We start from the raw sequence: 22,955 nt of genomic DNA on the forward strand, positions 1-22,955 counted from the left end.
GGACGGCGCGGCCCGCCGGGGAGGCGGGCCGCGCTCTTAGGTCAGCTCAGGCCCTTGACGGTCTCGCGGACCTTGGTGATGATCTCGGTCGGCATCGGCGCGTAGGCCTCGTCCTTGAGGACGGACTGCCCGTCCTCGCTGGCGATGTAGTTCAGGAAGGACTTCGTGGTGGTGAGGGTGTCCTTCTTGTTGTTCTTCTCGCAGACGATCTCGTACGTGACGAGGATGATCGGGTACGCGCCCTCGGCCGTGGGCTTGTAGTTCAGCTCCATGGCGAGGTCCTTGCCCTTGCCGACGACCTTGGCCTCGGAGATGGCCTTGGAGGCGTTGTCGACGGTGGCCTTGACCGGCTCCTTGGCGCCCGTCTTGATGTCGACGGTCTTGATGCCCTCGGTGGCGTACGACAGCTCCATGTAGGAGATGGCGCCCTCGGTCTGCTTCACCTGCTGGGCGACACCGGAGGAGCCGCTCGCGGACTGGCCGCCCTTGGCGGCCCAGACCTTGGCGGGCTCGTGCGGCCAGGCGGAGGGCGCGGCGCCCTTCAGGTACTTGGTGAAGTTGTCCGTGGTGCCGGACTCGTCGGAGCGGTGGAAGGCCTGGATCTTGGTGCCGGGGAGCTTGGCGTCGGGGTTGAGCTTCTTGATCGCCTTGTCGTCCCAGGTCTTGATCTTGTCGTTGAAGATGTCGGCGACGGTCTTCGCGTCCAGGGTGAGGCTGTCGACGCCCGGGACGTTGTAGGCGATCGCGATCGGGCCGCCGACCATCGGCAGGTCGATGGCCTGGCTGCCCTTGCAGACCTTCTTCGACTCGGCGATCTCCTCGGGCTTCAGGGCCGAGTCGGAGCCCGCGAAGGAGGTCTGGCCCTGCAGGAAGGAGGTGATGCCGGCGCCGGAGCCGTCCGGCTTGTACTGCAGCTGCACTTCCTTGCAGGCCGCGCGGTACTGCTTGACCCAGGCGTCGATCGCGCCCTTCTGTGCGGACGAGCCGGAGGCCATGAGCTGGCCCTTGGCGCCCTCGCAGTCGATGTTGGTGTTGGCGGTGGTCTTCTTGCCGCCGTTGCTGCTGCCGTCGTCGTCCGAGCCGCACGCCGTGAGGGCCAGGGCGCCGGAGACGGCGAGAGCACCGAGGGTGAGGGCCCGCCGGTTCATGCGCTGAAGCTTCACTGTCGGGAGTTCCTTCCGGGAGCCGCCGGACCGGCGGCGTGCGAAGTCTGTACGAGTGGCCTTGGGCGGCCGTGGATCTGGCGCGTGCTGCCGGGCGGTCCGTGGGATCGCGCCACGCATCACGTAGGGCCGAAATTAGGCAGATCAGGTGAAGTGACCGATGGCCGTAAATGAACGCGCGGTGAACCTACGAGGACTTTGTGGTTAGGTCACGGTCGGATTACGTCGCGGGGGGCACGACGAGGCGGCGGCACCCCAGGAGTGGGGTGCCGCCGACCAGCATGGCGTGACGTCACGCGTCCGACCGAGTACTCACAGTCTCCGGCGTGTGCCCGGTGCGGGCACCTCCGTCAGGACTCGTCCACCCGGTGCAGCGCGGTGAGCAGGTCGTCCAGGAGCTCGCGGTCGCGGACCTGGGTGAGGCGGGCGCGGGCCTCGGCAGGGGGGAGCCAGCGGACGCGGTCGACCTCGCGGTTCGGGGTGAAGTGGCCGTGGGTGGCCTCGGCCGCCCAGTAGTGGACCACCTTGTGGCGGCCGCCGACGCGGTAGTGGGCCGTGGGCAGGGGCGGGCCGGGGACGCAGTGGTGGCCGGTTTCCTCCCCCACCTCGCGCACGGCGGCCGCCAGCGCGGACTCGCCCCGCTTCAGCTTGCCCTTGGGGTGCGACCAGTCGTCGTACTTCGGCCGGTGCACCACGCAGACCTCCAGGCCGCCCGGTATCGGCGCGCGGCGCCACAGCACGCAGCCCGCCGCGCTGATCAGGTCCGGCGGCCCCGTCATGGCGCCGTGACCGCCTCGCGCAGCCAGGCCCGCTGGAAGGCGAACCTCGCCGCCTCCACCTCGTGGCGCTGGTCGGCGTGCAGCACACCGAGGGCGTACGCGGTGGCCGGGGCGATGCGCGGGGTGCGGGCCGCCGATGCTGCGGCCGCCGCCGCGTCCGCGGCCTCGCGGTGCAGGTCCAGGGCCTGGCCCGCCTGGAGGATGCGGGGGTCCAGGGGGGTCTCGCCGAGGAGGACCTCCTGGGCGTAGCGGTGCAGGCGCAGCAGTGAGCGGACCTTCAGCCAGGGCGCGTCCTGGGCCTCCGGCGCGGTGTCCGCCGCGAGGCCGTGTACCAGGGCCTCCGCGTTGTACGGGTGGCCCGCCCTGATCAGGGGGAGGTCGGTCACCGCCTCCGTCAGGTGCTGTTCGGCGGTCGCGGCCAGGGGTTTGAGGTCGGCGTCCGCGGTGGCGTGCAGGGGGACCTCGCTGGCGAGGACGGCCACGTTGTCCGCCACCGCGTGGAAGCGGGAGGAGCCGAAGGCCTGGAGTGCGGCCGAGTGGGCCCTGGTGCGGGCCAGGGTGAGCTGGCGCTCCAGGAGGGCTGCGGCCTTGGCCGCGCCTATGGCCAGGGGGCCGGTGGGCTTTTTGGCGGGGCCTTGGGCGGGGAGGGCGCCTTGGCGGGGCTTGGCGGTATCGGCGCCCTCGACCGGGGGCTGTGCCCACCCTTCCCCAAGCTCTCGACTCCGCTCGACCAGGGGAGACCCCAATCGCCCTGCGGAACGCCTGCCCACGGCGGTGGAGCTGTCGGGGGTGGCTGCGGGCAGGGGTGCCCCCGGTGTGCTCCCGGTCCATCTGCCCGTTCCGGGTGCCGGGTGGGCGGGCGGGAGATGTCCGCCGCGGAGCGGCGGGGTCGACGGGCCCGGCAGTGGGGCCGACGGGGCGGGCGGTGGTGGGGAGGAGAGGCGGTGGAGGGCGCCCAGGAGCCGCTCAAGGCGGACGGCGTACGCGTGCTCGCGGGCCAGGGTGCCGGACAGCCAGGCCAGCTCCGGGCGGAGGGACTCCGTCCACTCCGGGTCCAGGAGGGGCCGGAAGGTGTGCAGCGTGGCGCCGACCCTGCGGGACGCGCGCCGCAGGGCCCGCGCCGCCTCCAGGGACTCCTCGGCGCCGTGCGCGTCCGTCGAGGACTCGCGGTGCAGCCGCAGCGAGCGGAGGAAGTCGGTCGCCTGGTCCTGCAGGTAGACCGACAGCGTCTCGCCCGCCGTCATCTCATGGTGTTGCTGTGCCACGCCGGCGCCTCCGGGCGTCTATGAGCATCTCCTGTACGTTCCGCAGGGGCTGGCCGTCCGGGTCCGTGGCATGCCGCGTCCAGTTGCCGTCCGCCCCCAGGTGCCACGAGGCCGTGGTGTCCGACATGCCGGTCTCAAGGAGCCGGTTCAGGGTCGCCCGGTGCGCCGGGGCCATCACCCTGACCAGGGCCTCGATACGGCGGTCGAGGTTGCGGTGCATCATGTCGGCGCTGCCGATCCACACCTCGGGCTCGCCCCCGTTGCCGAAGGCGAAGATCCGGGAGTGCTCCAGGAAGCGGCCGAGCACGGAGCGGACGCGTATGTTCTCGGACAGGCCCGCGACCCCCGGCCGTACCGCGCAGATCCCGCGCACCCACACGTCCACTGTCACCCCGGCCTGCGAGGCCCGGTACAGCGCGTCGATGACGGCCTCGTCCACGATCGAGTTGACCTTGATGCGGACGTAGGCGGGGCGGCCCGCGCGGTGGTGCTGGATCTCCCGGTTGATGCGGGTGATCAGGCCGTCGCGCAGGGACTTGGGGGCGACGAGCAGGCGCCGGTAGGTCTCCCGGCGCGAGTAGCCCGAAAGCCGGTTGAAGAGGTCCGAGAGGTCGGCGCCGACTTCCTGGTTGGCGGTCAGCAGCCCCAGGTCCTCGTAGAGCCGGGCGGTCTTGGGGTGGTAGTTGCCGGTGCCCACGTGGGAGTACCGGACAAGGTTGTCACCCTCCTGGCGGACCACGAGTGACAGCTTGCAGTGGGTCTTCAGACCGACCAGGCCGTACACGACGTGGCAGCCGGCCTCCTCCAGCTTGCGGGCCCACTTGATGTTGGCCTGCTCGTCGAAGCGGGCCTTCAGCTCGACCAGGACGAGTACCTGCTTGCCGGACTCGGCGGCGTCGATGAGCGCGTCCACTATCGGGGAGTCGCCCGAGGTGCGGTACAGCGTCTGCTTGATGGCGAGGACGTTCTCGTCGGCGGCGGCCTGCTCCAGGAAGGCCTGCACGGACGTGGAGAACGAGTCGTAGGGGTGGTGCAGGAGCACGTCGTGGTCGCCGCGCAGGGCCGCGAAGATGTCGGGCGCGGACGCCGACTCGACCTCGGCGAGGTCGCGGTGGGTGCCCGCGACGAACTTCGGGTACTTCAGCTCGGGCCGGTCGAGGCCCGCGATGGAGAAGAGTCCGGTGAGGTCGAGGGGGCCCGGCAGCGGGTGCACCTCGGACTCGCCGATCTTCAGCTCCCGCATCAGCAGATCGAGCACCTTGCGGTCGATGGACTCCTCGACCTCCAGGCGCACCGGCGGCCCGAAGCGGCGCCGCATCAGTTCCTTCTCCAGGGCCTTGAGGAGGTTCTCGGCGTCGTCCTCCTCGACCTCCAGGTCCTCGTTCCTGGTGAGGCGGAACATGTGGTGCTGCTTGATGTTCATGCCCGGGAACAGTTCCTGGAGGTGCTTGGGCGCGGCGATGACGTCCTCTATGGGGACGTAGCGCTGCGGGGAGGCCTCCAGGAAGCGGGACAGGAGCGGCGGGACCTTGACGCGCGCGAAGTGCTCGTGTCCCGTGACCGGGTTCTCGATCACCACGGCCAGGTTCAGGGACAGGCCCGAGATGTACGGGAAGGGGTGCGCGGGGTCCACGGCCAGGGGAGTGAGGACCGGGAAGATCCGGTGCATGAAGAGGGTGTAGAGCCGGGACTGCTCCTTGTCGGTGAGCTCGTTCCAGCGCACCACGTGGATGCCCTCGTCGGCGAGCGCCGGGGCGACCTCTTCCTGGTAGCAGGCGGCGTGCCGGGCCATGAGCTCGCGGGAGCGGGACCAGATCAGCTCCAGGACCTCGCGGGGCTGCAGGCCGGAGGCCGAACGGGTGGCGACGCCGGTCGCGATGCGCCGCTTCAGGCCCGCCACCCGGACCATGAAGAACTCATCCAGGTTCGAGGCGAAGATCGCGAGGAAGTTCGCCCGCTCCAGGAGCGGCGTGTTCGGGTCCTCGGCGAGTTCGAGGACGCGTTCGTTGAAGGCGAGCCAGCTGCGCTCCCGGTCCAGGAAGCGGCCCTGCGGCAGCTCCGCGCCGCCGTACCCGGCCTGGGCGTCCTCGTCGTAGCCGTCCAGGTCGGCGTCGATGTCGGGGTCCAGGTCGGAGACCGTGGCCGCGATGGTGTGCGGCCGGTGGGCGGCCAGGGAGCCGACGGAGGGCTGCGCGTGGCGCACCCCGGGTACGTCGGCGTGCTGGCTGTCGGACTGCGCGGTGGGCTCGCTCATGCGCCCATTGTTCCGCGCGGAGCCCACTCCGGGCGCGCCGAAGGCCTCGGGCGCGAGACGGACCTGGCCGTTCGGGCGCGCTCCGTCCGGCGCGGAGTCGGGCACGGTGGGGGGCTGCATTGCCTGAGCGTCGCAAGGCTGTCTGAATCAGTGGTTACGCCGACATGACGCCCGGGGGTTCGCATGGATACCCCCAGACGTCTACACGGGAGAGTGCGCGTCGGGCGGTACTCAGGGCGTACGCCGTCGCAGGATCCAGAAGGACGCATACACCGCCGCCGCCGCGAGTGCGAGCACGATCCCGGACTCGATGAGCTGTACGTACCAGAAGTGCGACCTGGGGTGGAAGTCCGCGTACGCCTGGACCGCCTGGGTGTCGGCGGGGCAGGACGGGTCGGGCAGGTCCGGCTCGCACTGGCCGGGCGCGAAGCGCTCCCCGGCGGCGTTGATCGCGCCCTGGTCCATGAGGTGGCTGTCGGCCGGGACGTCGGGGAACCAGATGTCGCGAGCGCGGGCGTCGGCGCTCGAGTCGGTGGCGGTGCGGACGGGGAAGAGGTCCCAGCGGACGCTGCTGAGCAGCCACAGGACGGCGCCGGTGACGGAGCCCGCGGCGGACATGGCGAGCAGGGTGCGCCGCACCAGGAGCCCGGCGAGCGCGCCGACGGCGACGGCCAGCAGGCAGTACGCGACGGCGACGGGCCCGGTGGCCGCGTACGTGGCGCTCTCGGCCCAGCGCATGCCGCCGGGGGCGCCCACCAGGTCGGAGCCGCCGATCCAGAACACGCCGAGGACGGCGAGGCCCGCGGCCGTCGCGGCCCCGGCGGCCACGGTGAGCCGCGCGGCGAGCCAGCGGGCGGGCGTCTCGCCCTGGGTCCAGGCGAACCGGTGCAGCCCGGACTCCAGTTCGCGGGCGACGACGGGACCCGCGGTGAAGGCGGCGACGACCAGCGGCACGAAGAGCAGCGCGACGGCGGCCCGCTCCATGTACGTGAAGAGCAGGTCGTCCTCGTTGGTGACGCCGAGGAACTCGATGAGTCCGGGGCGCCCTTGGGCGGCCAGGTGCAGATAGCCGGTCACGGCGGCGGCGACGGCGGCGAGCCCGAGGGCGGTCCACAGGGTGGCCTGGTGCAGGAGCAGGACGGTGCGGTGGGCGCCGGGCAGGAGGGAGCGGCGGGGGGTGCGGGCCGCGGGCGGGGTCAGGGACGTGGTGGTCATGCCGCCACCTCGCGGTCGGCGGGGTTCGCACCCGGGGTGATCATGGATTCCGTGCCGGGGGTACGGAGATGGGCGAGCAACAGCTCCTCCAGGGAGGGCTCTTCGACCCGCCAGCCGGTGTCGAGGGCCAGGGGCCCTTCGGGGCGGATCAGGGCGGTGAGGCCGCGGCCGGTGGCGTGGGACTCGACGACGGTGTGCGCGGCGAGATCGGTGAGCGGCCGGGCGCCGGTGACCAGGGCGTGCGCGTTGACCAGGTCGTCGATGCCGCCGCCGAGCCGGATCCGGCCGCCGGAGACGAGGAGCAAGTGGTCGCAGGCGTCGGCCAGTTCGCTGACGATGTGGGACGACATGACGACGGTGGTGCCGTGTTCGGCGGCCTCGGCCATCAGGGTGCCCATGAGCCGGTGCCGGGAAGGGGGTCCCCCCTGCTCCTTAAGAGCTCGGGGGAGGGTCGAGGTCGGCCATGGGCTCGTCCAGGAGCAGGAGTTCGGGGCGCTTGCCGAGCGCGAGGGCGAGCGCGACGCGGGTGCTCTGGCCGCCGGAGAGGGAGCGGACGCGGGCACCCCGGGCGAGGTCGCCGTCGGCAAGGACGCGGTCGGCGGCGTCGGCGTCCCAGCGCCCCGGGTTGAGGTCGGCGCCGAGCCGCAGCGTGTCGGCGACGGTGAGCTGGGGGTAGAGCGGCTTGTCCTGGGCGACGTAGGCGACCTTGGGGCGGACGGCGGCCGGGGCGGCGCCGAGGACGGTGAGCTCGCCGGAGGTGGGCCGCAGCAGGCCCGCGGCGAGCGCGAGCAGGGTGGACTTGCCGGCGCCGTTGGGGCCGACGACCGCGCAGACGCGGCCCGCGGCGAGGCGGAAGGAGCAGCCGCGCAGGGCGGGTTGGCGGCGGCGGCCGTAGGCCAGGGTGAGGTCGGCCGCCTCGATGGCGGTGTCGGTCATGCGGGGTCCCCCTCGGTGGGTGCTCCGTGCGGTACGGGCTGCTGCCGCGCGCCGCGGGACGCTTGCGGGAACTGCTCCTCCAGTACGGCCGTGAACAGCGCGGCCACGTCGTCCCGGTCGAGCCCCGCGGTGCGGGCGCGGGCGGCCCACTCCAGGAGCTCGCCGTGCAGCGGGGAGTCGGCGGGCGCGCTGCCGAGGGACCTGCGGACGAAGGTGCCGAGGCCGCGGCGGGCCTCGACCAGGCCCTCGCGCTCCAGCTCCCGGTAGGCCTTCAGGACCGTGTTCGGGTTGATGGCGGTGGCCTCGACCACCTCGCGCGCCGTGGGCAGCTTGTCGCCGGGCTCCAGCAGGCCGAGGCGCAGGGCCTGCTGGGTCTGCTGGACGATCTGGAGGTAGGTGGCGACGCCGCTGCGCCGGTCGATGCGGTACTCGAGCACTGCCTTGCACCACCCTTTCACTAATTGAGTAGTGAAAGGGTGGTGCAAGAGAGGGGGCGGCGTCAAGTGACGCCGCCCCCTGGGTTGTTGTGACCCGCCCTGCCCTTACGGCTCCGTGCGGTACCTCACGATTCGGTGCGGTACATCACGACTCCGTGCGGTACATCAGATCCGTCTCGTGCGTCACGAAGCCGAGGCGTTCGTACACGCTCACCGCCGCCTTGTTGTCCGCGTCGACGTACAGCATCGCCGTCGGCAGCCCGGCCGCCGCGAGGTGCCGCAGGCCGATGGTGGTGAGCGCCTTGCCGAGCCCGCCGCCCTGCGCGCCGGGACGCACCCCGACGACGTACACCTCGCCGAGCCGCTCCGCCGCGTGCACCTTCGTCCAGTGGAAGCCGACAAGATCGCGGCCGCCGTCGGCGGACTCGCGCTCGGCGAGGAAGAACCCCGCCGGGTCGAACCAGGCCTCCGCCTTGCGGTCGTCGAGGTCGCGCTGGGTGAGGGAGCCCTGCTCGGGGTGGTGGGCGAAGGCGTCGGCGTTCACCGCGAGCCACGCGGCGTCGTCCTCGCCGGGGACGAAGGCGCGTACCCGCACCCCTTCGGGAAGCACCGGCTCCGGCAGGTCCAGGTCCGCCAACGGGCGCCGCATCTGACGCAGTTCCCGGAACAGGGTGAGGCCGAGGACCTGGGCCAGATGGCGCGCCGCGGAGTGCCCGCCGTGCGCCCACACCCGCAGCCGCCGCCCCGACTCGGCGAGCAGCGCGGTGCCGAGCGCCCGCCCGTGCCCGTGCCCCCGGTGCGCCGGATGCACGACCAGCTCGGCGGCGGGCGCCTCGACGGGGTCGGTGTCCTCCAGCTGCGCGTAGCCGACAAGATCGCCGCCGACGCTCAGGAGCAGATGGCGCACGCCCTCCCTCTCCCCGCCGCGCAACTGCAGCCGCCCCTGCTCGGACACGGCCTGCTGCCCGTCGGTCCGGGCCGCCTCCGCGAGGAGCGTGACCACGGCTTCGGCCTGACCGGCCGTGAGCACGTCGAGGGTGTCGATCTGGCGGAGGGAGGGTGCCGTGGCGGGCTGCTCGTCAGTCATGAGTCGAGGGTACGGCGAGGGGCGGTGGTGGACTCATAGAGCCTGTCCGGCGATTGAGGACGAGCGCGAAGCGCGATGAACCTCGGCCGAAGCCCTCCCGCAGACGAATGGCAACCACCCTGTAACCAGCAGGCCTCTGTTGCGCTACGCGCGTTGACCTTAGGCTTCCCGACGGCCCAAGTCGTCCTAAACGCCCCCGGGGGGAATACGTGTCGGCCATACCGAAGCACCGAAGGCCCAGGCGCCGAGCAACCCGCGTCCTCGCCGTCGCGGCGGGCATCGCCACCGTCGGGGCGCTCGCCGTCGCCCTGCCCGCGAGCGCCGGGCAGGACGCGCGGGACGGCGCCGTGGCCAAGGACCAGCGGAGCGCCGCCGCGGCCAAGGACAAGAAGAGCACGGTCGACGTACAACTGCTGTCCTTCAACGACTTCCACGGCAACCTCCAGCCGCCCGCGGGCTCCTCGGGCCAGGTCACCGAGAAGCAGCCGGACGGGACCGAGAAGAAGATCGACGCGGGCGGCGCCGAGTACCTGGCGACGTCCCTGCGCACGGCCCGCAAGGGCCACCCGTACTCCATCACCGCCGCGGCCGGCGACCTCATCGGCGGCAGCCCGCTGCTCTCGGGGCTCTTCCACGACGAGCCGTCCGTCGAGGCCCTGAACAAGATGGACCTCGACGTCTCCAGCGTCGGCAACCACGAGTTCGACGAGGGCGCGACGGAACTGGCGCGCATCCAGAACGGCGGCTGTCACCCCAAGGACGGCTGCTACGAGAAGGACAAGCACGGCAAGCCGAAGAAGTTCAAGGGCGCCGACTTCCCCTACCTCACGGCGAACGTCACCAAGGAGAAGACCGGCAAGCCCCTCCTCAAGCCCTACTCGGTGTGGAAGCACAAGGGCGTGAAGATCGGCTTCATCGGGCTGACCCTGGAGGGCACCCCGGACATCGTCTCGGCCGACGGCATCAAGGGCCTGAAGTTCCACGACGAGGTCGAGACGATCAACAAGTACGCGAAGATCCTCGACAAGAAGGGCGTGAAGTCGATCGTCACGCTCATCCACGAGGGCGGCTCCCCGGCCAGCCAGGCGTACAACTACAACTGTGACTCGCCGGGCGCGGGCGACGGCATCTCGGGTCCGATCACCGCGATCGCCAAGGCCGCGTCGCCCAAGGTCGACGCGTTCGTGACCGGACACACCCACCAGGCGTACGTCTGCACCATCCCGGACCCCTCGGGCAAGCCGCGCATGGTCACCTCGGCGTCCTCGTACGGCAAGCTCTACACGGACACCACGCTCACGTACGACCGCCGCACCAAGGACATCGTCCGCACCAGCGTGAAGTCGGCGAACCACGTCGTCAGCCGCACGCAGCCCAAGGCCGCCGACATGACCCGCCTCATCGGCCGCTGGGACAAGCTGGCCGCGCCCATCGCGAGCAAGCCCGTCGGCTACATCTCCGGCGACATCCCCGGCCGCGGCGCCACCTCGCCCGAGTCCCCGCTCGGCGACCTGATCTCCGACGCGCAGCTCGCGCACGCCAAGTCCCTCGATCCCAAGGCGAGCCTGGCCCTGATGAACCCGGGAGGCATCCGCTCCGACCTCGTCCACAAGGCGAGCGGCAGCGAGGGCGACGGGGTCGTGACGTACGGCGAGGCGTTCACCGTGCAGCCGTTCAGCAACACCGTGAACCTCGTCGACCTCACCGGCGCGCAGCTCCTGACCGCGCTGCGGCAGCAGGTCAGCGGCCCGAACGAGGCCTCGCCGAAGATCCTCCAGGTGTCGGACGGTCTCACGTACACGCTCGACATGACGAAGTCCGGCGCCGACCGGATCGTCACCGACACCGTGAAGCTGAACGGCAAGGCGCTCGACCCGAACGCCACCTACCGCGTCGCCCTGAACTCCTTCCTCGCGGGCGGCGGCGACGGCTTCGCCGAACTCGGCAAGGGCAAGAACCCGCTGGTCGGCGCGGACGACCTGAAGGCGCTCAACGACTACTTCGCCGCCAACTCCTCGGCGGCCAAGCCGATCGCGCCGCCGAAGGCGGACCGCATTACCGTTGTGAAGTAGCTCTCCGGCGAACGAGCTTGGGGTGGGGTGTGAACGTATGGTGAGATCATCTGATGCGTTCCCCCCACCGCATGGCCGTTTCTGAACCGCCCGAAGAGACAACTCCCCACAATCCGTCCGGAGAGACAACCCCCCACAATCCGTACGAAGAGCTCGGCGCCCTCGCGCCCAACCCCCTGGACGACTTCCTCCGGGAGGACCCCGAGGACGAGGCCGAAGCTCCCTGGCAGCCGCCCAACCACCGGCGCGGCAGCCGTCGGCGCCGCAACCGGTTCGCCGGGCTCCCGCTGGCCGCGAAGGCCGTCGTCGCCCTCGCCGTCGCCGCCGCGTTCCTGGTCCTCGTCGACCGCTGGGCCCTGCTCTACGCCGAGCACGAGGCCGCCGACAAGCTCAAGGACCAGCTGGACCTGAGCGCCGCCCCCGAAGTCGACATCGAGGGCTTCCCCTTCCTCACCCAGGTCTTCGACCAGCGCCTGGACGAGGTGAAGGTGACCGTCCCGGACGTCGCCGCCGACCGCGTCTCCCTCGCCAAGGTCTCCGCGACCGCCACCGACGTGACCATGAAGGGCGACGGGCCCACCTCCCTGCACGGCGCCGTCATCGGGCGGATGCGCGGCGAGGTGCTCCTCTCCTTCGACGACCTCAACCGTGAACTGGGCGCCTCCCAGGTCACCTTCACCGGCCACGGCCGCGACAAGGTGTACGCCCGCGGCACCCTGCCCGTCGCCGGGCACGACCTGAAGGTCCGCGCCGACGCCCGCATCGAGCGCAACGGCGAGCGCGGTGTCGCCACCGACATCGACCGGATGCGCCTCGACATCGGCGACATGGCGACCTACCGGCCGGGGGCGCGGGAGTCCGAGGGCCTGCACCTCAGCCGCACCGGCGCGCGCCGCGTCGCCGACGAGTCGTCGCAGGCCAAGGCCCTGCTTGCGGTGCCCGCCATCGCCGACCGCCTTGGCGTGCCGGACCGCGTCGTGCGCGAGGCCCTGCGCAGCGACGCCAAGCTCAACGACGTCACCGGGTCGCCGGAGTTCGTCGACGACGTGATGCGGCTCAACCTCATCGACGTGGCGATGGGGCACCCCGCCCTCCTCAAGAAGCTCGGCCTCGACCCCGCGCTGCTCAAGGGGCTCGACGGGCTCACCCGGCCCGTTCTCGTCGACCGGCTCTCGCTCTCCTTCGAGCTGCCGAAGCTGCCGGGCGAGGGGGCCATGCGGCTCCAGGGCGTGAAGGTGGAGGAGGACGGGATCCGGGTGGGGGTCGAGGGGTACGGGATCGGGTTCGGGACGTAGGCCTTGCCGGAGGGCTCCCCAACCCCGCCCCTTCCCGATCCGGGGGCTGCGCCCCCGGACCCCCGCTTGTCGGCGCTTCGCGCCTCGTCCTCAAACGCCGGACGGGCTGAAAGTGCCGTCTGCGTGCAGGGATGCAGGTTTGGGCGGGTGGGTGGGAGACAGCCCCTCCGGCGTCTGAGGAGCGGGGTCTGGGGCGGAGCCCCAGGAAGGGTGCCCCAGGGCCAGGGTCCGGCCCCGGTACCCCGACCGAAGTCGCCGGTCGTGCGTGACGACGATCAGCGTCCCCGCGTACGTCGCGAGCGCCGCCTCCAGGTCCTCCACCAGCGCGGGCGAGACGTGGTTCGTCGGCTCGTCCAGGAGGAGCAGGTCGTACGGACGCGTGACCAGGCGGGCCAGTTCGAGGCGGCGACGCTGGCCCGTGGAGAGGGTGCCGACCGGGCGGCGCAGGTCCGCCTCGCGGAACAGGCCGAGTGCGAGCAGCTCGTCGCCCCGGTCCTCGCCGAAGGCAGCGAGCAGGGAACGCGCCCCCTCCGCGCGGGACACGGGCGCCGCGACCTGCCGCAGCAGCCCGACCCTGGCGGGCCGCCGCACGGTGCCGCCCGGCTCCGGCTCGACCTCGCCCGCGAGCACCCGGAGGAGCGTCGACTTCCCCGCCCCGTTGGGACCGGTCACGAGCAGGCGCCCGCCGGCCGGGACCCGCAGGGAGTCCAGGGCGAGCCGCCCCGGCACCCGCAGGTCGGCCACCTCGACCGCACCGTCGGCCGTCCCCTCGATGCCCGCGGTGAAGCGCAGCGGCTGAGGCGGCGCGGGCACCGGGTTCTCCGTCAGGCGTTCGAGGCGTTCGCGGGCGTTGCGGATGCGGCTCATCGCGCCGTGGGCCCGTGACCGGGCCCGGAAGGCGCCGGCGCCGCTGAAGGCGGCCGGGGCCTTGCGCGGGATGGCGTCGAGCCGTCCGATGCCCGCGTCGGCGAGCCGTGACTGCCGTGCCACTTCGGCGCGCCAGTCCTCGTACTCCCGCTCGTGCCGGGCCCGTTCGACGGCCTTGGCGGTCAGATAGCCCGCGTAGCCGTCGCCGTAGCGGCGCACGGATCGGGTGACATGGTCGACCTCCAGGATGGTGTCGGTGACGCGGTCCAGGAAGGTCCGGTCGTGGGTGACGGCGACGAGGGTGCCGCGGTGGGCGCGCAGCCGCTCCTCCAGCCAGGCCACGGCCTCGTCGTCGAGGTCGTTGGTCGGCTCGTCGAGCAGCAGCAGCTCGGGTGCGGAGGCGAGCGTCGCGGCCAGGGCGAGCCGGGAGCGCTGCCCGCCGGAGAGCGTGCCGAGCCGCCGCGAGCGGTCGAGGCCGGTGTGCTCGCCCAGGTGGCGCAGGGCGACGTCGACGCGCCGGTCGGCGCCGTAGCCGCCGCGTGCCTCGAACTGGGCGACGAGTGCGGCGTAGGCGTCGTACGCGGCCGGGTCGGCGCCGTCCAGGTCCGCGCCCGCGGCCTGGATCCGGTGCTCCAGGGACCGCAGTTCGGCGAGCGCGAGGTCGACGGCGTCACCGACGCGTGCGGAGTCCGGCAGGTCCAGGGTCTGGGCGAGGTGCCCGGTGCCGCCCGGGGCGACGACGGTGACGGTGCCGTTGTCGGCCCGCTCCCGCCCGGCGAGCAGCCGCAGCAGCGTGGACTTGCCCGAACCGTTGTCCCCGATGACACCGGCCTTCTCGCCGGGCCGGACGGTGAGACGGACGCGGTCGAGGACGAGGTGGTCGGCGTAGCGCTTGGTGACGTCGGTGAGGGCGAGCTGGGAGACGGTGGGGGCGGTGGTGGTGGCGGTGGCAGCGGTGATGGTGGCGGTGGCGGCGGTTACTGCTGGGGCACGGAACAAGTGGGGCTTCTTTCGCAGGCGACGGTGGTCGGGGCGCGGGTGGTGCGTGCGCCCCTCTGTCGAGTGACGAGACGTCTCGTCTCGTTTCAACGAGGACGACAGTAACACCTGCGAGCCGCCGACGCAAGACGCGGCGTCTCGTTGAAAGTGGCCGCGAGCAATCAGAGCCGATTCACGGCCACCGACCAGCGCCGATTCACGGCCGCCGACCAGGGCCGATTCACGGAGTCGCGGGCGGCGGCGTCCCCGCCCCCGGCAGCCGCACCCTCGCCACCGTGCCGCCCCCGTCCGCGGGCCCGAGCGCGACCTCGCCGCCCGCCTGCCGCACGGTCCGCGCCACGATGGACAGGCCGAGCCCGGATCCCGGCAGGCTGCGGGCGGTGGGGGAGCGCCAGAAGCGGTCGAAGACGTACGGCAGTTCGTCGGCGGGGATGCCGGGCCCGTGGTCCCGTACCGTCAACTCGCCGCCCTTGAGCCCGACTTCGATGACCGTGCCCGCAGGGCCGAACTTCACCGCGTTGTCGAGGACGTTCACGATGGCCCGCTCCAGGGCCGCGGGCTCCGCCCGTACGAACCACGGGGCGAGGTCGGCCTCGAAGGTCAGCTCGGGCCCGCGCAGCCGGGCCCGCTCCAGGGCCGCGTCCACGACGTCGTGCAGCGCGACCACCTGCACCTTGCCGCCGCCCTGGGCCGCGTCGGGGCGGGACAGCTCCTGGAGGTCGCCGATGAGGGAGGCCAGTTCGGTCATCTGCGCCTTGACCGAGGCGAGGAGCGCGCGGCGGTCGTCGGGCGGGATGGCACGGCCGGTCTCCTCGCTCCGGGCGAGCAGTTCGACGTTGGTGCGCAGCGAGGTGAGCGGCGTCCGCAGCTCGTGGCCCGCGTCGGCGATGAGCTGCTGCTGGAGGTCACGGGACGAGGCGAGGGCGGAGGTCATCGCGTTGAAGGAGCGGGACAGCCGGGCGATCTCGTCGTCGCTGTCGTCGTCGGCGGGCAGCCGCAGGTTCAGGTCCTCGGTACGGGCGACGTGCTCGACGGCGGCGGTGAGTTCGTCGACGGGGCGCAGGCCGGTGCGGGCCACCCAGAGCCCGGCGGCGCCCGCGCCGAGTACGCCCACGCCGGCGACGAGGGAGAGGACGAGGACGAGGTTGTTGAGGGTGTCGTTGACCTCGTCGAGGGGGCGGGCCACGGAGACGGCGAGGGGCGCGTTCTGCAGCGGGTAGGTGAAGACGCGGTACTCGACGCCGTTCGCCGCGCGGGTGTTGTGGTACGTCTCCGCCGACTCCTGGCGGGCGACGGCGAGGTCGGACTCCTTGATGTCGATCTTCTGCCGCCCCATGATGACGCAGCTCGCGTTGTTCGCGAAGACGACCTGGATGGTCTGCTTGTACAGGTCCGGGTTGCTGGGGAAGGTGCGCAGACAGCGCCCGCCCTGGACGTCGATCTGCTCGACGACGTCGGCGTCCGACGGGCGATTGCTCCGCAACGCGTCGTCCAACGAGCTGACCAGCACGTTCCGTACGACGAACCAACACGCCACCGCCGCGGCCGCGACGGCCACGGCGACCGCCGTCGCGACGAGCAGGGCGAGCCGGGAGCGCAGCGGGAGCGCGCGGAAGCGGCGGACGAACCGGTTCACGCGCCGCCGCCGGATCCCGAGGCGTCGGCGCGCAGCACGTACCCCACTCCCCGCACCGTGTGCACCAGACGCGGCTCGCCCCCGGCCTCCGTCTTGCGGCGCAGATACATCACGTACACGTCCAGGGAGTTGGACGACGGCTCGAAGTCGAAGCCCCACACCGCCTTCAGGATCTGCTCGCGCGTCAGGACCTGGCGGGGGTGCGCCAGGAACATCTCCAGGAGCGTGAACTCCGTACGGGTCAGCTCCACCGTGCGCGTCCCGCGGGTCACCTCGCGCGTCGCCAGGTCCATGCGCAGGTCGGCGAAGACCAGGCCCTCGTCCTCCGTCGCGGTCTGGCCGGACGCCGTCGCGTAGGTGCTGCGGCGCAGCAGGGCGCGGATGCGCGCGAACAGTTCGTCCAGCTCGAACGGCTTGACCAGGTAGTCGTCCGCCCCCGCGTCCAGGCCCGTCACCCGGTCCCCGACCGTGTCCCGCGCGGTCAGCATCAGGATCGGCGTCGTCGATCCGGCCGACCGCAGCCTGCGCGCGGCCGTCAGGCCGTCCATCCGGGGCATCTGGATGTCCAGTACGACCAGGTCGGGGCGGTAGGCGGCGGCCTTCTCCAGCGCGTCGGCGCCGTCCACGGCGACCTCCGTGCCGTAGCCCTCGAACGCGAGGCTGCGCTGCAGGGCCTCGCGCACGGCCGGTTCGTCGTCCACGATCAGGATGCGCTGCTGCGGGTGCGAGTACTCACGGTCGCCTTCGGCGGGGCTCATGGGGGGTTCGGCTCTCTGGTGGGTGGGCGGAGGGGGTCGGTATCAGCGTCGCATGGGGGGTGGGGTCGGACCCTGCGGGGCATTCCCCAACCCCGCCCCTTCCCGATCCTGGGGCTCCGCCCCAGACCCCGCTCCTCAATCGCCGGAGGGGCTGAAAGATTCAGCCCGTCCGGCGATTGAGGACGAGCCGCGAAGCGGCGATTCGGCGGGGGTCTGTCCCACCCGCCCGGGACCCCCACCCCCGGGGTCCAGGGGCGTAGCCCCGGTTTCGGGAAGGGGCGGGACTGGGGAAAGCCCCGCAGGGCTCACCCGCTCGCCCCGGCCCGCAGCTTCCCCAGGTCTGCCTTGACCGTGTTGATGGGAATCGCGAACCCGAGCCCCACACTCCCGGACTCCGACCCACCCCCACCCCCGGACCCGGAACCAGCCGAGTACATGGCCGAGTTGATCCCGATGATGTTCCCGTCCATGTCGATGAGCGCACCCCCGGAGTTCCCGGGGTTGAGCGACGCATCGGTCTGCAACGCCTTGTACGTCGTCTTCGAAGACCCCGTGTCCCCGTTGAACTGCTCCCCACCGAACTCGAACGGCCACCCCTCACCGGGCTGCTGCCCCTGCCCCTGCTGCTGCCCCCGCCCGGGATCGGCGGAGACGGTCACGTCCCGGTCGAGCGCGGAGACGATGCCGCTGGTGACGGTCCCGGTCAGCCCCTCGGGCGACCCGATGGCGACGACGTCCTGCCCGACCTGCACGTCGTCGGAGTCACCGAGGTTCGCGGCCTTCAGCCCGGAGGCCCCCTCCAGCTTGATCAGCGCGAGGTCCTTCTTGCTGTCGGTGCCGACGGTCTTGGCCTTGTAGGTCTTGCCGTCGCTGGTCCGTACGGTGATGTCGGTGGCGCCGGAGATGACGTGGTTGTTGGTGACGATCTCGCCGCCGGAGGTGATGATCACGCCGGACCCGGTGGACTTGCCGGACCCGGTGGTGGCGTTGATCTCGACGATGCTGGGGGAGACGGCGGCGGCGACCCCGGCGACGGTGCCCTTGCTGCCGGCGGAGACGCTGGTCCCGTTGACGTTCCGCGCCCCGGTGCTGCCGTCGTCACCGCCGGTCAGCGTCTGCACGGCGTACGCGGTGCCACCGCCGACGGCCGCGGCGGCGAGCGCGACGGCGGCGAGGAGGGCCACGGGGCCGCGGGCGCGCCGGCGGCCGGAGTGGGCGGGGCCGGCCGGGGCGGGCTCGAAGGCGGGCTGCGGCGGATAGCCGGGCTGCTGCGGGGCCGACGGGGCCGACAGGGCCTGGGGAGCCTGCAGGTGCTGCGGGCCGGACGGGTTCTCATCGCTCTGGCGGAAGGGTTCTGTCATGTCTCCGATCGTGTTCCCGCCACATGAGAGCCCCCTGAGGACGCCCTGAGAACCCCGACAGAACCACGTTTGCCCGATATAAAGACGCCCACGTGACCCCAGCCCGGAAGGGGGACCCTCAGAGATCAGCCGCGGCCGCAGGCCCGCATCCGCACGACTGCCGCACCACGAGCCGCGAAGGGAACACCCGCAGCCGCTCGCGCCGCGACCCGGCCACCCGCAGCCCGTCGTCCAGGACCAGGTCGACCGCCGCGCGGGCCATCGCCGGGCGGTCGGAGGCGACCGTGGTGAGGGGCGGGTCGGTGAGCCCGGCCTCCTTGACGTCGTCGAATCCGGCGACGGCCAGTTCGCCGGGCACGTCGATGCGGAGTTCGCGGGCGGCCCGCAGAACGCCGATGGCCTGGTCGTCCGTGGAGCAGAAGATCGCGGTGGGGCGGTCGGGGCGGGCCAGGAAGCCGAGGGCGAGCTGGTAGGCGTCGTAGCGGTTGTAGGGGGCCTCGAAGAGGCGGCCCTCGGTCGGGAGGCCTGCCTCGCGCATGGCGCGCCGCCAGCCCTCGACGTGGTCGGAGACGGGGTCGCCGACGGTCGGGGTCTCGGCGGTGCCGCCGACGCAGGCCACGTACGCGTGACCGTGTTCGAGCAGGTGCCGGGTGGCGAGCTGGGCGCCGCCGACGTCGTCCGTCACGACGGCGACGTCGTCGATGGCCTCGGGGCGCTCGTGCAGGAGGACCACGCGCGCGTCCCAGGCGTCGATCTCGGCGGCGGCCTGGTCGGTCAGGCCGTGGCTGACGAGGATCAGGCCGGAGACCCGCATGCCGAGGAAGGCGCGCAGATAGTGCGTCTCACGTTCCTCGACGTAGTCGGAGTTGCCGACGAGCACCATTTTTCCGCGCTCGGACGCGGCCTGTTCGACGGCGTGGGTCATCTCCGCGAAGAACGGCTGCCGGGCGTCCGGCACGATCATGCCTATGAGGTCCGTGCGCCGGGACGCCATGGCCTGGGCGACCCGGTCCGGGCGGTAGCCCAGCTCCTTGATCGCGGCGAGTACGCGCTCGCGCGTGGCCGGGGCGACCGGCCGGGGTCCGTTGTTGATGACATAGCTCACGACCGCGGTCGAAGTACCCGCCAGTCGCGCCACATCGTCCCGCGTCACCTTGGCCACGCGCGCAGTCTACGCGGATGGACTCAACCCTGAGCAGGGCGTGCGACGGCTTCCTTCGCCCGTTCGGCGGCTGCCTGCGGCGCCCGCCCGGCGGCGGGCTTCGCGGCGGCCGCCCTGGCGCCGTCCGGGTCGCCCGTGCGCGCCGCCCGCTCCGCCTTCTCCGCGCTGTCCCGCGCCGCCTTCTCGGCCCGCTCGGGCTTCTCGGGGACGACGAAGCGATAGCCGACGTTGCGCACGGTGCCGATCAGCGACTCGTGCTCGACGCCGAGCTTGGCCCGCAGCCGTCGTACGTGCACGTCGACCGTCCGCGTACCGCCGAAGTAGTCGTAGCCCCAGACCTCCTGCAGCAGCTGGGCGCGGGTGAAGACCCGGCCCGGGTGCTGCGCGAGGTACTTGATCAGCTCGAACTCCTTGAAGGTCAGGTCCAGGACCCGGCCCTTCAGCTTGGCGCTGTACGTCGCCTCGTCCACGGACAGGTCGCCGTTGCGGATCTCCATGGGGGAGTCGTCGGCGGTGATCTGCTGGCGGCCCATGGCCAGGCGCAGGCGCGCCTCGACCTCGGCGGGGCCCGCGGTGTCCAGGAGCACGTCGTCGATGCCCCAGTCCGCGGTGACGGCGGCGAGGCCGCCCTCGGTCACCACGAGCACCAGCGGACAGCCGGGGCCGGTGGAGCGAAGAAGCTGGCAGAGGCTGCGGACCTGGGGCAGGTCGCGCCGCCCGTCGATCAGGATGACGTCGGCACCGGGGGTGTCGACGAGCGCCGGGCCCTCGGCGGGAGCCACCCGCACCTGGTGAAGGAGCAGGCCGAGGGCGGGAAGCACCTCCGTCGACGGCTGGAGGGCGTTGGTCAGGAGCAGCAGAGAACTCATCGCGGCCCACCTGCCTGGGTCGTCCGCCGGTTCCTCTGACTGTCGTGCACGTTTCGCTCGCCCATTACGTCGGTTCCTCCTCGGTCCCTGCGAGGACGTATGGCACTGCTTCGTACGTATGGCTCGTATGGCACTGCTTTGTACGGGATACACCTCCCGCGCCCTGGGAAGTGGCCGTCCGCGCCGTTCTTGAGGCTTCGTTTACGGGGCCTTGGTGAGCCTCGTGCGCGGGCCTGCCGGAAAGCACGAAAGGACCCGGGGGCTTCGCTGCCCGGATCCTCTGCGCAGCAGAATAGCCCACATGAGTTCCGGTCCGGCAGGTCAAACGGCGCGATCTTCTGTGCAGCCGATCACTCGTGTTCAGCCGCGCGCCACGTCGCGTTCCACGCTCCTTACCTCGGACGGGGTGCGGATCGAAGCCGCGTACGACCCCGGTCCCGGGCCGGTCGGCGGGCCCGCGATCGTGCTCGCGCACGGCTTCACGGGGGACCTGGGGCGGCCGCACGTGCGTCGGGCCGCGCGGGTGTTCGCGCAGCGTGCGGCCGTGATCACGTTCTCGTTCCGGGGGCACGGCGGGTCCGGCGGGCGCTCCACGGTCGGCGACCGCGAGGTGCTCGACCTCGCGGCTGCCGTGGCGTGGGCGCGCTCGCTCGGGCACACGCGCGTGGTCACGGTCGGTTTCTCCATGGGCGGCTCCGTGGTGCTGCGGCACGCGGCGCTGCACGGGGGGCGCACGGAAGCGCGCGTCGACGCGGTCGTGTCGGTGAGTGCACCGGCCCGGTGGTTCTACCGGGGTACGGCGCCGATGCGGCGGCTGCACTGGGTGGTGACGCGGCGGGCCGGGCGGCTCGTCGGGCGGCTCGGCCTGCGCACCCGGATCCACCCGCACGAGTGGGTCCCCGTCCCGCTGTCGCCGACGGAGTCCGTACCGCTCATCGCCCCGACCCCGCTCCTGATCGTGCACGGCGACCAGGACCCGTACTTCCCCGTCGACCACCCCCGGATGCTGGCCGCCGCCGCGGGCGAGGGGGCCGAGCTGTGGCTGGAACCCGGCATGGGGCACGCCGAGCACGCGGCGGACGACGGACTCCTTGGGCGGATCGGCGCCTGGGCCACGGCATCATGGACGTCGGCAACCGCCGAGTGACTTGAGCGAAAGGAGGGGGCAATGGCATCCGGGACCATTCGGTACTGGGCCGCCGCCAAGGCCGCCGCGGGGATCGCCGAGGAGCCGTACGCAGAGGCCACGCTGGCCGAGGCGCTCAGCGCGGCCCGCGCGCGACACCCCGGAGAACTCGACCGCGTGCTGCTGCGCTGCTCGTTCCTCATCGACGGCGACCCCGTGGGCACCCGCGCCCATGAGACGGTACGGCTTGCCGAGGGCGGCACGGTCGAGGTGCTCCCGCCGTTCGCAGGAGGATGACCCGTACGCGATGAGCAACGAACCGTACGACCCTTATCAGCAGTACCCGCAGGAGCCTCAGCCCCAGCAGTACCAGGGCCAGCAGCAGCCGTACGACCCGCAGTACGGGCAGTACGCGCAGTACCCGCAGGAGCCCGCCGCCCAGCAGGGGTATCCGCAGGGTCAGGGCGAGTGGGGGTATCAGGAGCCCTACGCGCAGCAGCAGTACGCCACCCAGCAGTGGGAGGGGCAGACCTGGGAGACGCAGGTGTCGGCTCCGCTGCCCGCGGTGGACGTGACCGAGACCGCGTATCTGCCGCCGCAGGCCTATGCGGAGCCGCCGCAGGGGTACCAGGGGCAGGCGTACCAGGCGCAGGCGTCCGGGCCGGACCACTCGGGGTCGTACCCGCAGGAGCCCGCTCCCGCAGCCGCACCCGCCCCCGCAGGGCCCGCCCCCGTGGACGAGCCCGAGTCCAAGCCCGACCCCGACGCCTCCGGATACGGCCCCGCCACCCTCACCGGCAACGCCCGCGTCACCGACGCCCAGCGGGCGCGGGCCGAGGGGCGGTCGCCGATCATAGAGCCGGGGATGCAGCCCGCCCTGCTCACGGCGCTGCTCGGGCTGCTGCTCGCCGGGGGCGCCGCGGCCGGGCAGTACGGGCTGCTCGTACCGCTGGTGGTGCTGCAGGGCGTGACGGCCGCCGGATGGTTCCGGCTGAACGGCATGTGGCCCGCCCGGCAGGGCATCGCGCTGGCGTTCCTCGGCGGTGTCGCCGCCGATGTCGCGCTGCTCGCCACCGGCGAGGGCAACGCCCCGGCCGCGATCCTCGGCACCCTCGGCGTGTGGGTGCTGCTCGTCCTCGTCCTGCAGCTGCGCAGCCGCGCCGGTGCCGACGAGCGGATGTACGGCCTGATGGCCACCCTCGCCTCCAGCGCGCTCACGATCATCGCGGCCGGGCACCTGGCCGCCGTGGACGACGCCGCGACCGTCGGCGGGGTCGCCGTCGCCGCGGCCGTGCTCGCCCGCGCGCTGCCGCTGCCGACGCCCGCCTCGGTGGTCGTGGCGCTGCTCGCGGCGGCCGGCGCGGGCATCGCGGTGGGCGGTGCGACGGACTTCGGCAGCGAGGGAGCCCTGCTCGGGCTCGCCGCGGGCGTCTGCGCCGTGATCGGGCACCGGGTCGCCTCGTACGACTACCCGTCGCGGTTCGTGCACTTCACGGCCGGTGTCGCGCTGCCGTTCGCGGCCGCCGCGCCCGCCGTGTACCTGGTGGGGCGCGCCCTCGGCTGAGTCCGGGCGGGAGCCGCCCGCAGCGTCACAGTCGATCTACAGGTCCCCGGCCGGGCACAGCGGCCGGGGACTTGTCCTTTAGGCTCGCGGCAACGGAACAGCCGAGGCGG

General features: G+C 72.4%; 18 protein-coding genes and 1 pseudogene. 5 read left to right on the forward strand and 14 right to left on the reverse strand.

The annotated features are described in order from the left end of the window. Positions 1–41 precede the first annotated feature (41 nt). The 8 genes and pseudogenes from pstS to mshD all read right to left on the reverse strand — a co-directional run bounded on the left by pstS (position 42) and on the right by mshD (position 9,136). Complete coding sequence (gene pstS / locus ACFVHO_RS23890) at positions 42–1,163, reverse strand: phosphate ABC transporter substrate-binding protein PstS (RefSeq protein ID WP_385718060.1); 1,122 nt, start codon at positions 1,161–1,163, stop codon at positions 42–44. Positions 1,164–1,513: 350 nt separating this feature from the next. After that, positions 1,514–1,942 carry an NUDIX hydrolase gene (locus ACFVHO_RS23895; RefSeq protein ID WP_385718063.1) on the reverse strand — a complete coding sequence of 143 codons (429 nt, stop codon included), beginning with the start codon at positions 1,940–1,942 and terminating at the stop codon, positions 1,514–1,516. Next, on the reverse strand, positions 1,939–3,207 hold the full coding sequence (locus ACFVHO_RS23900; RefSeq protein ID WP_385718066.1) for a CHAD domain-containing protein: 1,269 nt from the start codon (positions 3,205–3,207) through the stop codon (positions 1,939–1,941). Before ACFVHO_RS23900 ends, ACFVHO_RS23895 begins: the two co-directional genes overlap by 4 nt. Further along, a complete protein-coding gene (locus ACFVHO_RS23905; protein ID WP_385718069.1) occupies positions 3,188–5,461 on the reverse strand; it encodes an RNA degradosome polyphosphate kinase in 2,274 nt (757 codons plus the stop codon). The genes ACFVHO_RS23900 and ACFVHO_RS23905 overlap by 20 nt, the downstream gene beginning before the upstream one ends. A 231-nt stretch (positions 5,462–5,692) precedes the next feature. Further along, complete coding sequence (locus tag ACFVHO_RS23910; protein WP_385718071.1) at positions 5,693–6,676, reverse strand: ABC transporter permease; 984 nt, start codon at positions 6,674–6,676, stop codon at positions 5,693–5,695. After that, a pseudogene (locus ACFVHO_RS23915) lies at positions 6,673–7,612 on the reverse strand (ATP-binding cassette domain-containing protein). The gene ACFVHO_RS23910 and the pseudogene ACFVHO_RS23915 overlap by 4 nt, the downstream one beginning before the upstream one ends. Next, entirely contained in the window at positions 7,609–8,049 is a 441-nt protein-coding gene (locus ACFVHO_RS23920; RefSeq protein WP_385718073.1) for a GntR family transcriptional regulator, read from the reverse strand. Before ACFVHO_RS23920 ends, ACFVHO_RS23915 begins: the two are co-directional and overlap by 4 nt. A 145-nt stretch (positions 8,050–8,194) precedes the next feature. After that, the gene (mshD, locus tag ACFVHO_RS23925) at positions 8,195–9,136 is read right to left on the reverse strand and encodes a mycothiol synthase (RefSeq protein ID WP_385718076.1); all 942 of its coding nucleotides are present in this window, start codon (positions 9,134–9,136) and stop codon (positions 8,195–8,197) included. Positions 9,137–9,345: 209 nt separating this feature from the next. Here mshD and ACFVHO_RS23930 point away from each other — a divergent pair, with 209 nt between their 5' ends. Both ACFVHO_RS23930 and ACFVHO_RS23935 read left to right on the forward strand, forming a co-directional pair. Further along, entirely contained in the window at positions 9,346–11,208 is a 1,863-nt protein-coding gene (locus ACFVHO_RS23930) for a bifunctional metallophosphatase/5'-nucleotidase (protein WP_385718079.1), read from the forward strand. Between the two features lie 53 nt (positions 11,209–11,261). Further along, entirely contained in the window at positions 11,262–12,503 is a 1,242-nt protein-coding gene (locus ACFVHO_RS23935) for a DUF2993 domain-containing protein (RefSeq protein WP_385718082.1), read from the forward strand. Positions 12,504–12,593: 90 nt separating this feature from the next. Here ACFVHO_RS23935 and abc-f read toward each other — a convergent pair whose 3' ends face one another. The 6 genes from abc-f to ACFVHO_RS23965 form a co-directional block, all read right to left on the reverse strand. Then, positions 12,594–14,330, reverse strand: a complete 1,737-nt coding sequence (gene abc-f / locus ACFVHO_RS23940) for a ribosomal protection-like ABC-F family protein (RefSeq protein ID WP_385718263.1) — start codon at positions 14,328–14,330, stop codon at positions 12,594–12,596. Positions 14,331–14,589: 259 nt separating this feature from the next. Further along, on the reverse strand, positions 14,590–16,005 hold the full coding sequence (locus tag ACFVHO_RS23945; protein WP_385718085.1) for an ATP-binding protein: 1,416 nt from the start codon (positions 16,003–16,005) through the stop codon (positions 14,590–14,592). After that, positions 16,002–16,763, reverse strand: coding sequence for a response regulator transcription factor (locus tag ACFVHO_RS23950; RefSeq protein ID WP_385718088.1), 762 nt, complete (start codon positions 16,761–16,763; stop codon positions 16,002–16,004). The genes ACFVHO_RS23945 and ACFVHO_RS23950 overlap by 4 nt, the downstream gene beginning before the upstream one ends. Before the next feature lie 305 nt (positions 16,764–17,068). Beyond that, complete coding sequence (locus ACFVHO_RS23955; RefSeq protein WP_385718091.1) at positions 17,069–18,124, reverse strand: S1C family serine protease; 1,056 nt, start codon at positions 18,122–18,124, stop codon at positions 17,069–17,071. Between the two features lie 118 nt (positions 18,125–18,242). Continuing rightward, entirely contained in the window at positions 18,243–19,286 is a 1,044-nt protein-coding gene (locus tag ACFVHO_RS23960) for a LacI family DNA-binding transcriptional regulator (protein ID WP_385718093.1), read from the reverse strand. Positions 19,287–19,309: 23 nt separating this feature from the next. Then, on the reverse strand, positions 19,310–20,155 hold the full coding sequence (locus tag ACFVHO_RS23965) for a response regulator transcription factor (RefSeq protein ID WP_385718096.1): 846 nt from the start codon (positions 20,153–20,155) through the stop codon (positions 19,310–19,312). Positions 20,156–20,456: 301 nt separating this feature from the next. Between ACFVHO_RS23965 and ACFVHO_RS23970 the strand changes: the two genes are divergently transcribed. From ACFVHO_RS23970 to ACFVHO_RS23980, 3 genes are read left to right on the forward strand one after another with little or no spacing between them, the layout of a single operon-like run. Then, a complete protein-coding gene (locus ACFVHO_RS23970) occupies positions 20,457–21,302 on the forward strand; it encodes an alpha/beta hydrolase family protein (RefSeq protein ID WP_385718098.1) in 846 nt (281 codons plus the stop codon). Positions 21,303–21,323: 21 nt separating this feature from the next. Continuing rightward, the gene (locus ACFVHO_RS23975; RefSeq protein ID WP_030362231.1) at positions 21,324–21,578 is read left to right on the forward strand and encodes a MoaD/ThiS family protein; all 255 of its coding nucleotides are present in this window, start codon (positions 21,324–21,326) and stop codon (positions 21,576–21,578) included. A gap of 10 nt (positions 21,579–21,588) precedes the next feature. Continuing rightward, entirely contained in the window at positions 21,589–22,845 is a 1,257-nt protein-coding gene (locus ACFVHO_RS23980; protein ID WP_385718101.1) for a hypothetical protein, read from the forward strand. Positions 22,846–22,955 lie beyond the last annotated feature (110 nt).

The sequence above is a fragment of the Streptomyces sp. NPDC127108 genome (assembly GCF_042677545.1).
In the GTDB taxonomy this organism is placed as follows: Bacteria; Actinomycetota; Actinomycetes; order Streptomycetales; family Streptomycetaceae; genus Streptomyces.

Excerpts from the sequence above, each read along its gene's own strand:
- ACFVHO_RS23965 (WP_385718096.1), bottom strand. The coding sequence starts at position 20,155 with ATGAGTTCTCTGCTGCTCCTGACCAACGCCCTCCAGCCGTCGACGGAG.
- ACFVHO_RS23895 (WP_385718063.1), bottom strand. The coding sequence starts at position 1,942 with ATGACGGGGCCGCCGGACCTGATCAGCGCGGCGGGCTGCGTGCTGTGG.
- ACFVHO_RS23955 (WP_385718091.1), bottom strand. The coding sequence starts at position 18,124 with ATGACAGAACCCTTCCGCCAGAGCGATGAGAACCCGTCCGGCCCGCAG.
- ACFVHO_RS23905 (WP_385718069.1), bottom strand. The coding sequence starts at position 5,461 with ATGAGCGAGCCCACCGCGCAGTCCGACAGCCAGCACGCCGACGTACCC.
- mshD (WP_385718076.1), bottom strand. The coding sequence starts at position 9,136 with ATGACTGACGAGCAGCCCGCCACGGCACCCTCCCTCCGCCAGATCGAC.
- ACFVHO_RS23935 (WP_385718082.1), top strand. The coding sequence starts at position 11,262 with ATGCGTTCCCCCCACCGCATGGCCGTTTCTGAACCGCCCGAAGAGACA.
- ACFVHO_RS23950 (WP_385718088.1), bottom strand. The coding sequence starts at position 16,763 with ATGAGCCCCGCCGAAGGCGACCGTGAGTACTCGCACCCGCAGCAGCGC.
- ACFVHO_RS23910 (WP_385718071.1), bottom strand. The coding sequence starts at position 6,676 with ATGACCACCACGTCCCTGACCCCGCCCGCGGCCCGCACCCCCCGCCGC.
- ACFVHO_RS23970 (WP_385718098.1), top strand. The coding sequence starts at position 20,457 with ATGAGTTCCGGTCCGGCAGGTCAAACGGCGCGATCTTCTGTGCAGCCG.
- ACFVHO_RS23975 (WP_030362231.1), top strand. The coding sequence starts at position 21,324 with ATGGCATCCGGGACCATTCGGTACTGGGCCGCCGCCAAGGCCGCCGCG.
- ACFVHO_RS23980 (WP_385718101.1), top strand. The coding sequence starts at position 21,589 with ATGAGCAACGAACCGTACGACCCTTATCAGCAGTACCCGCAGGAGCCT.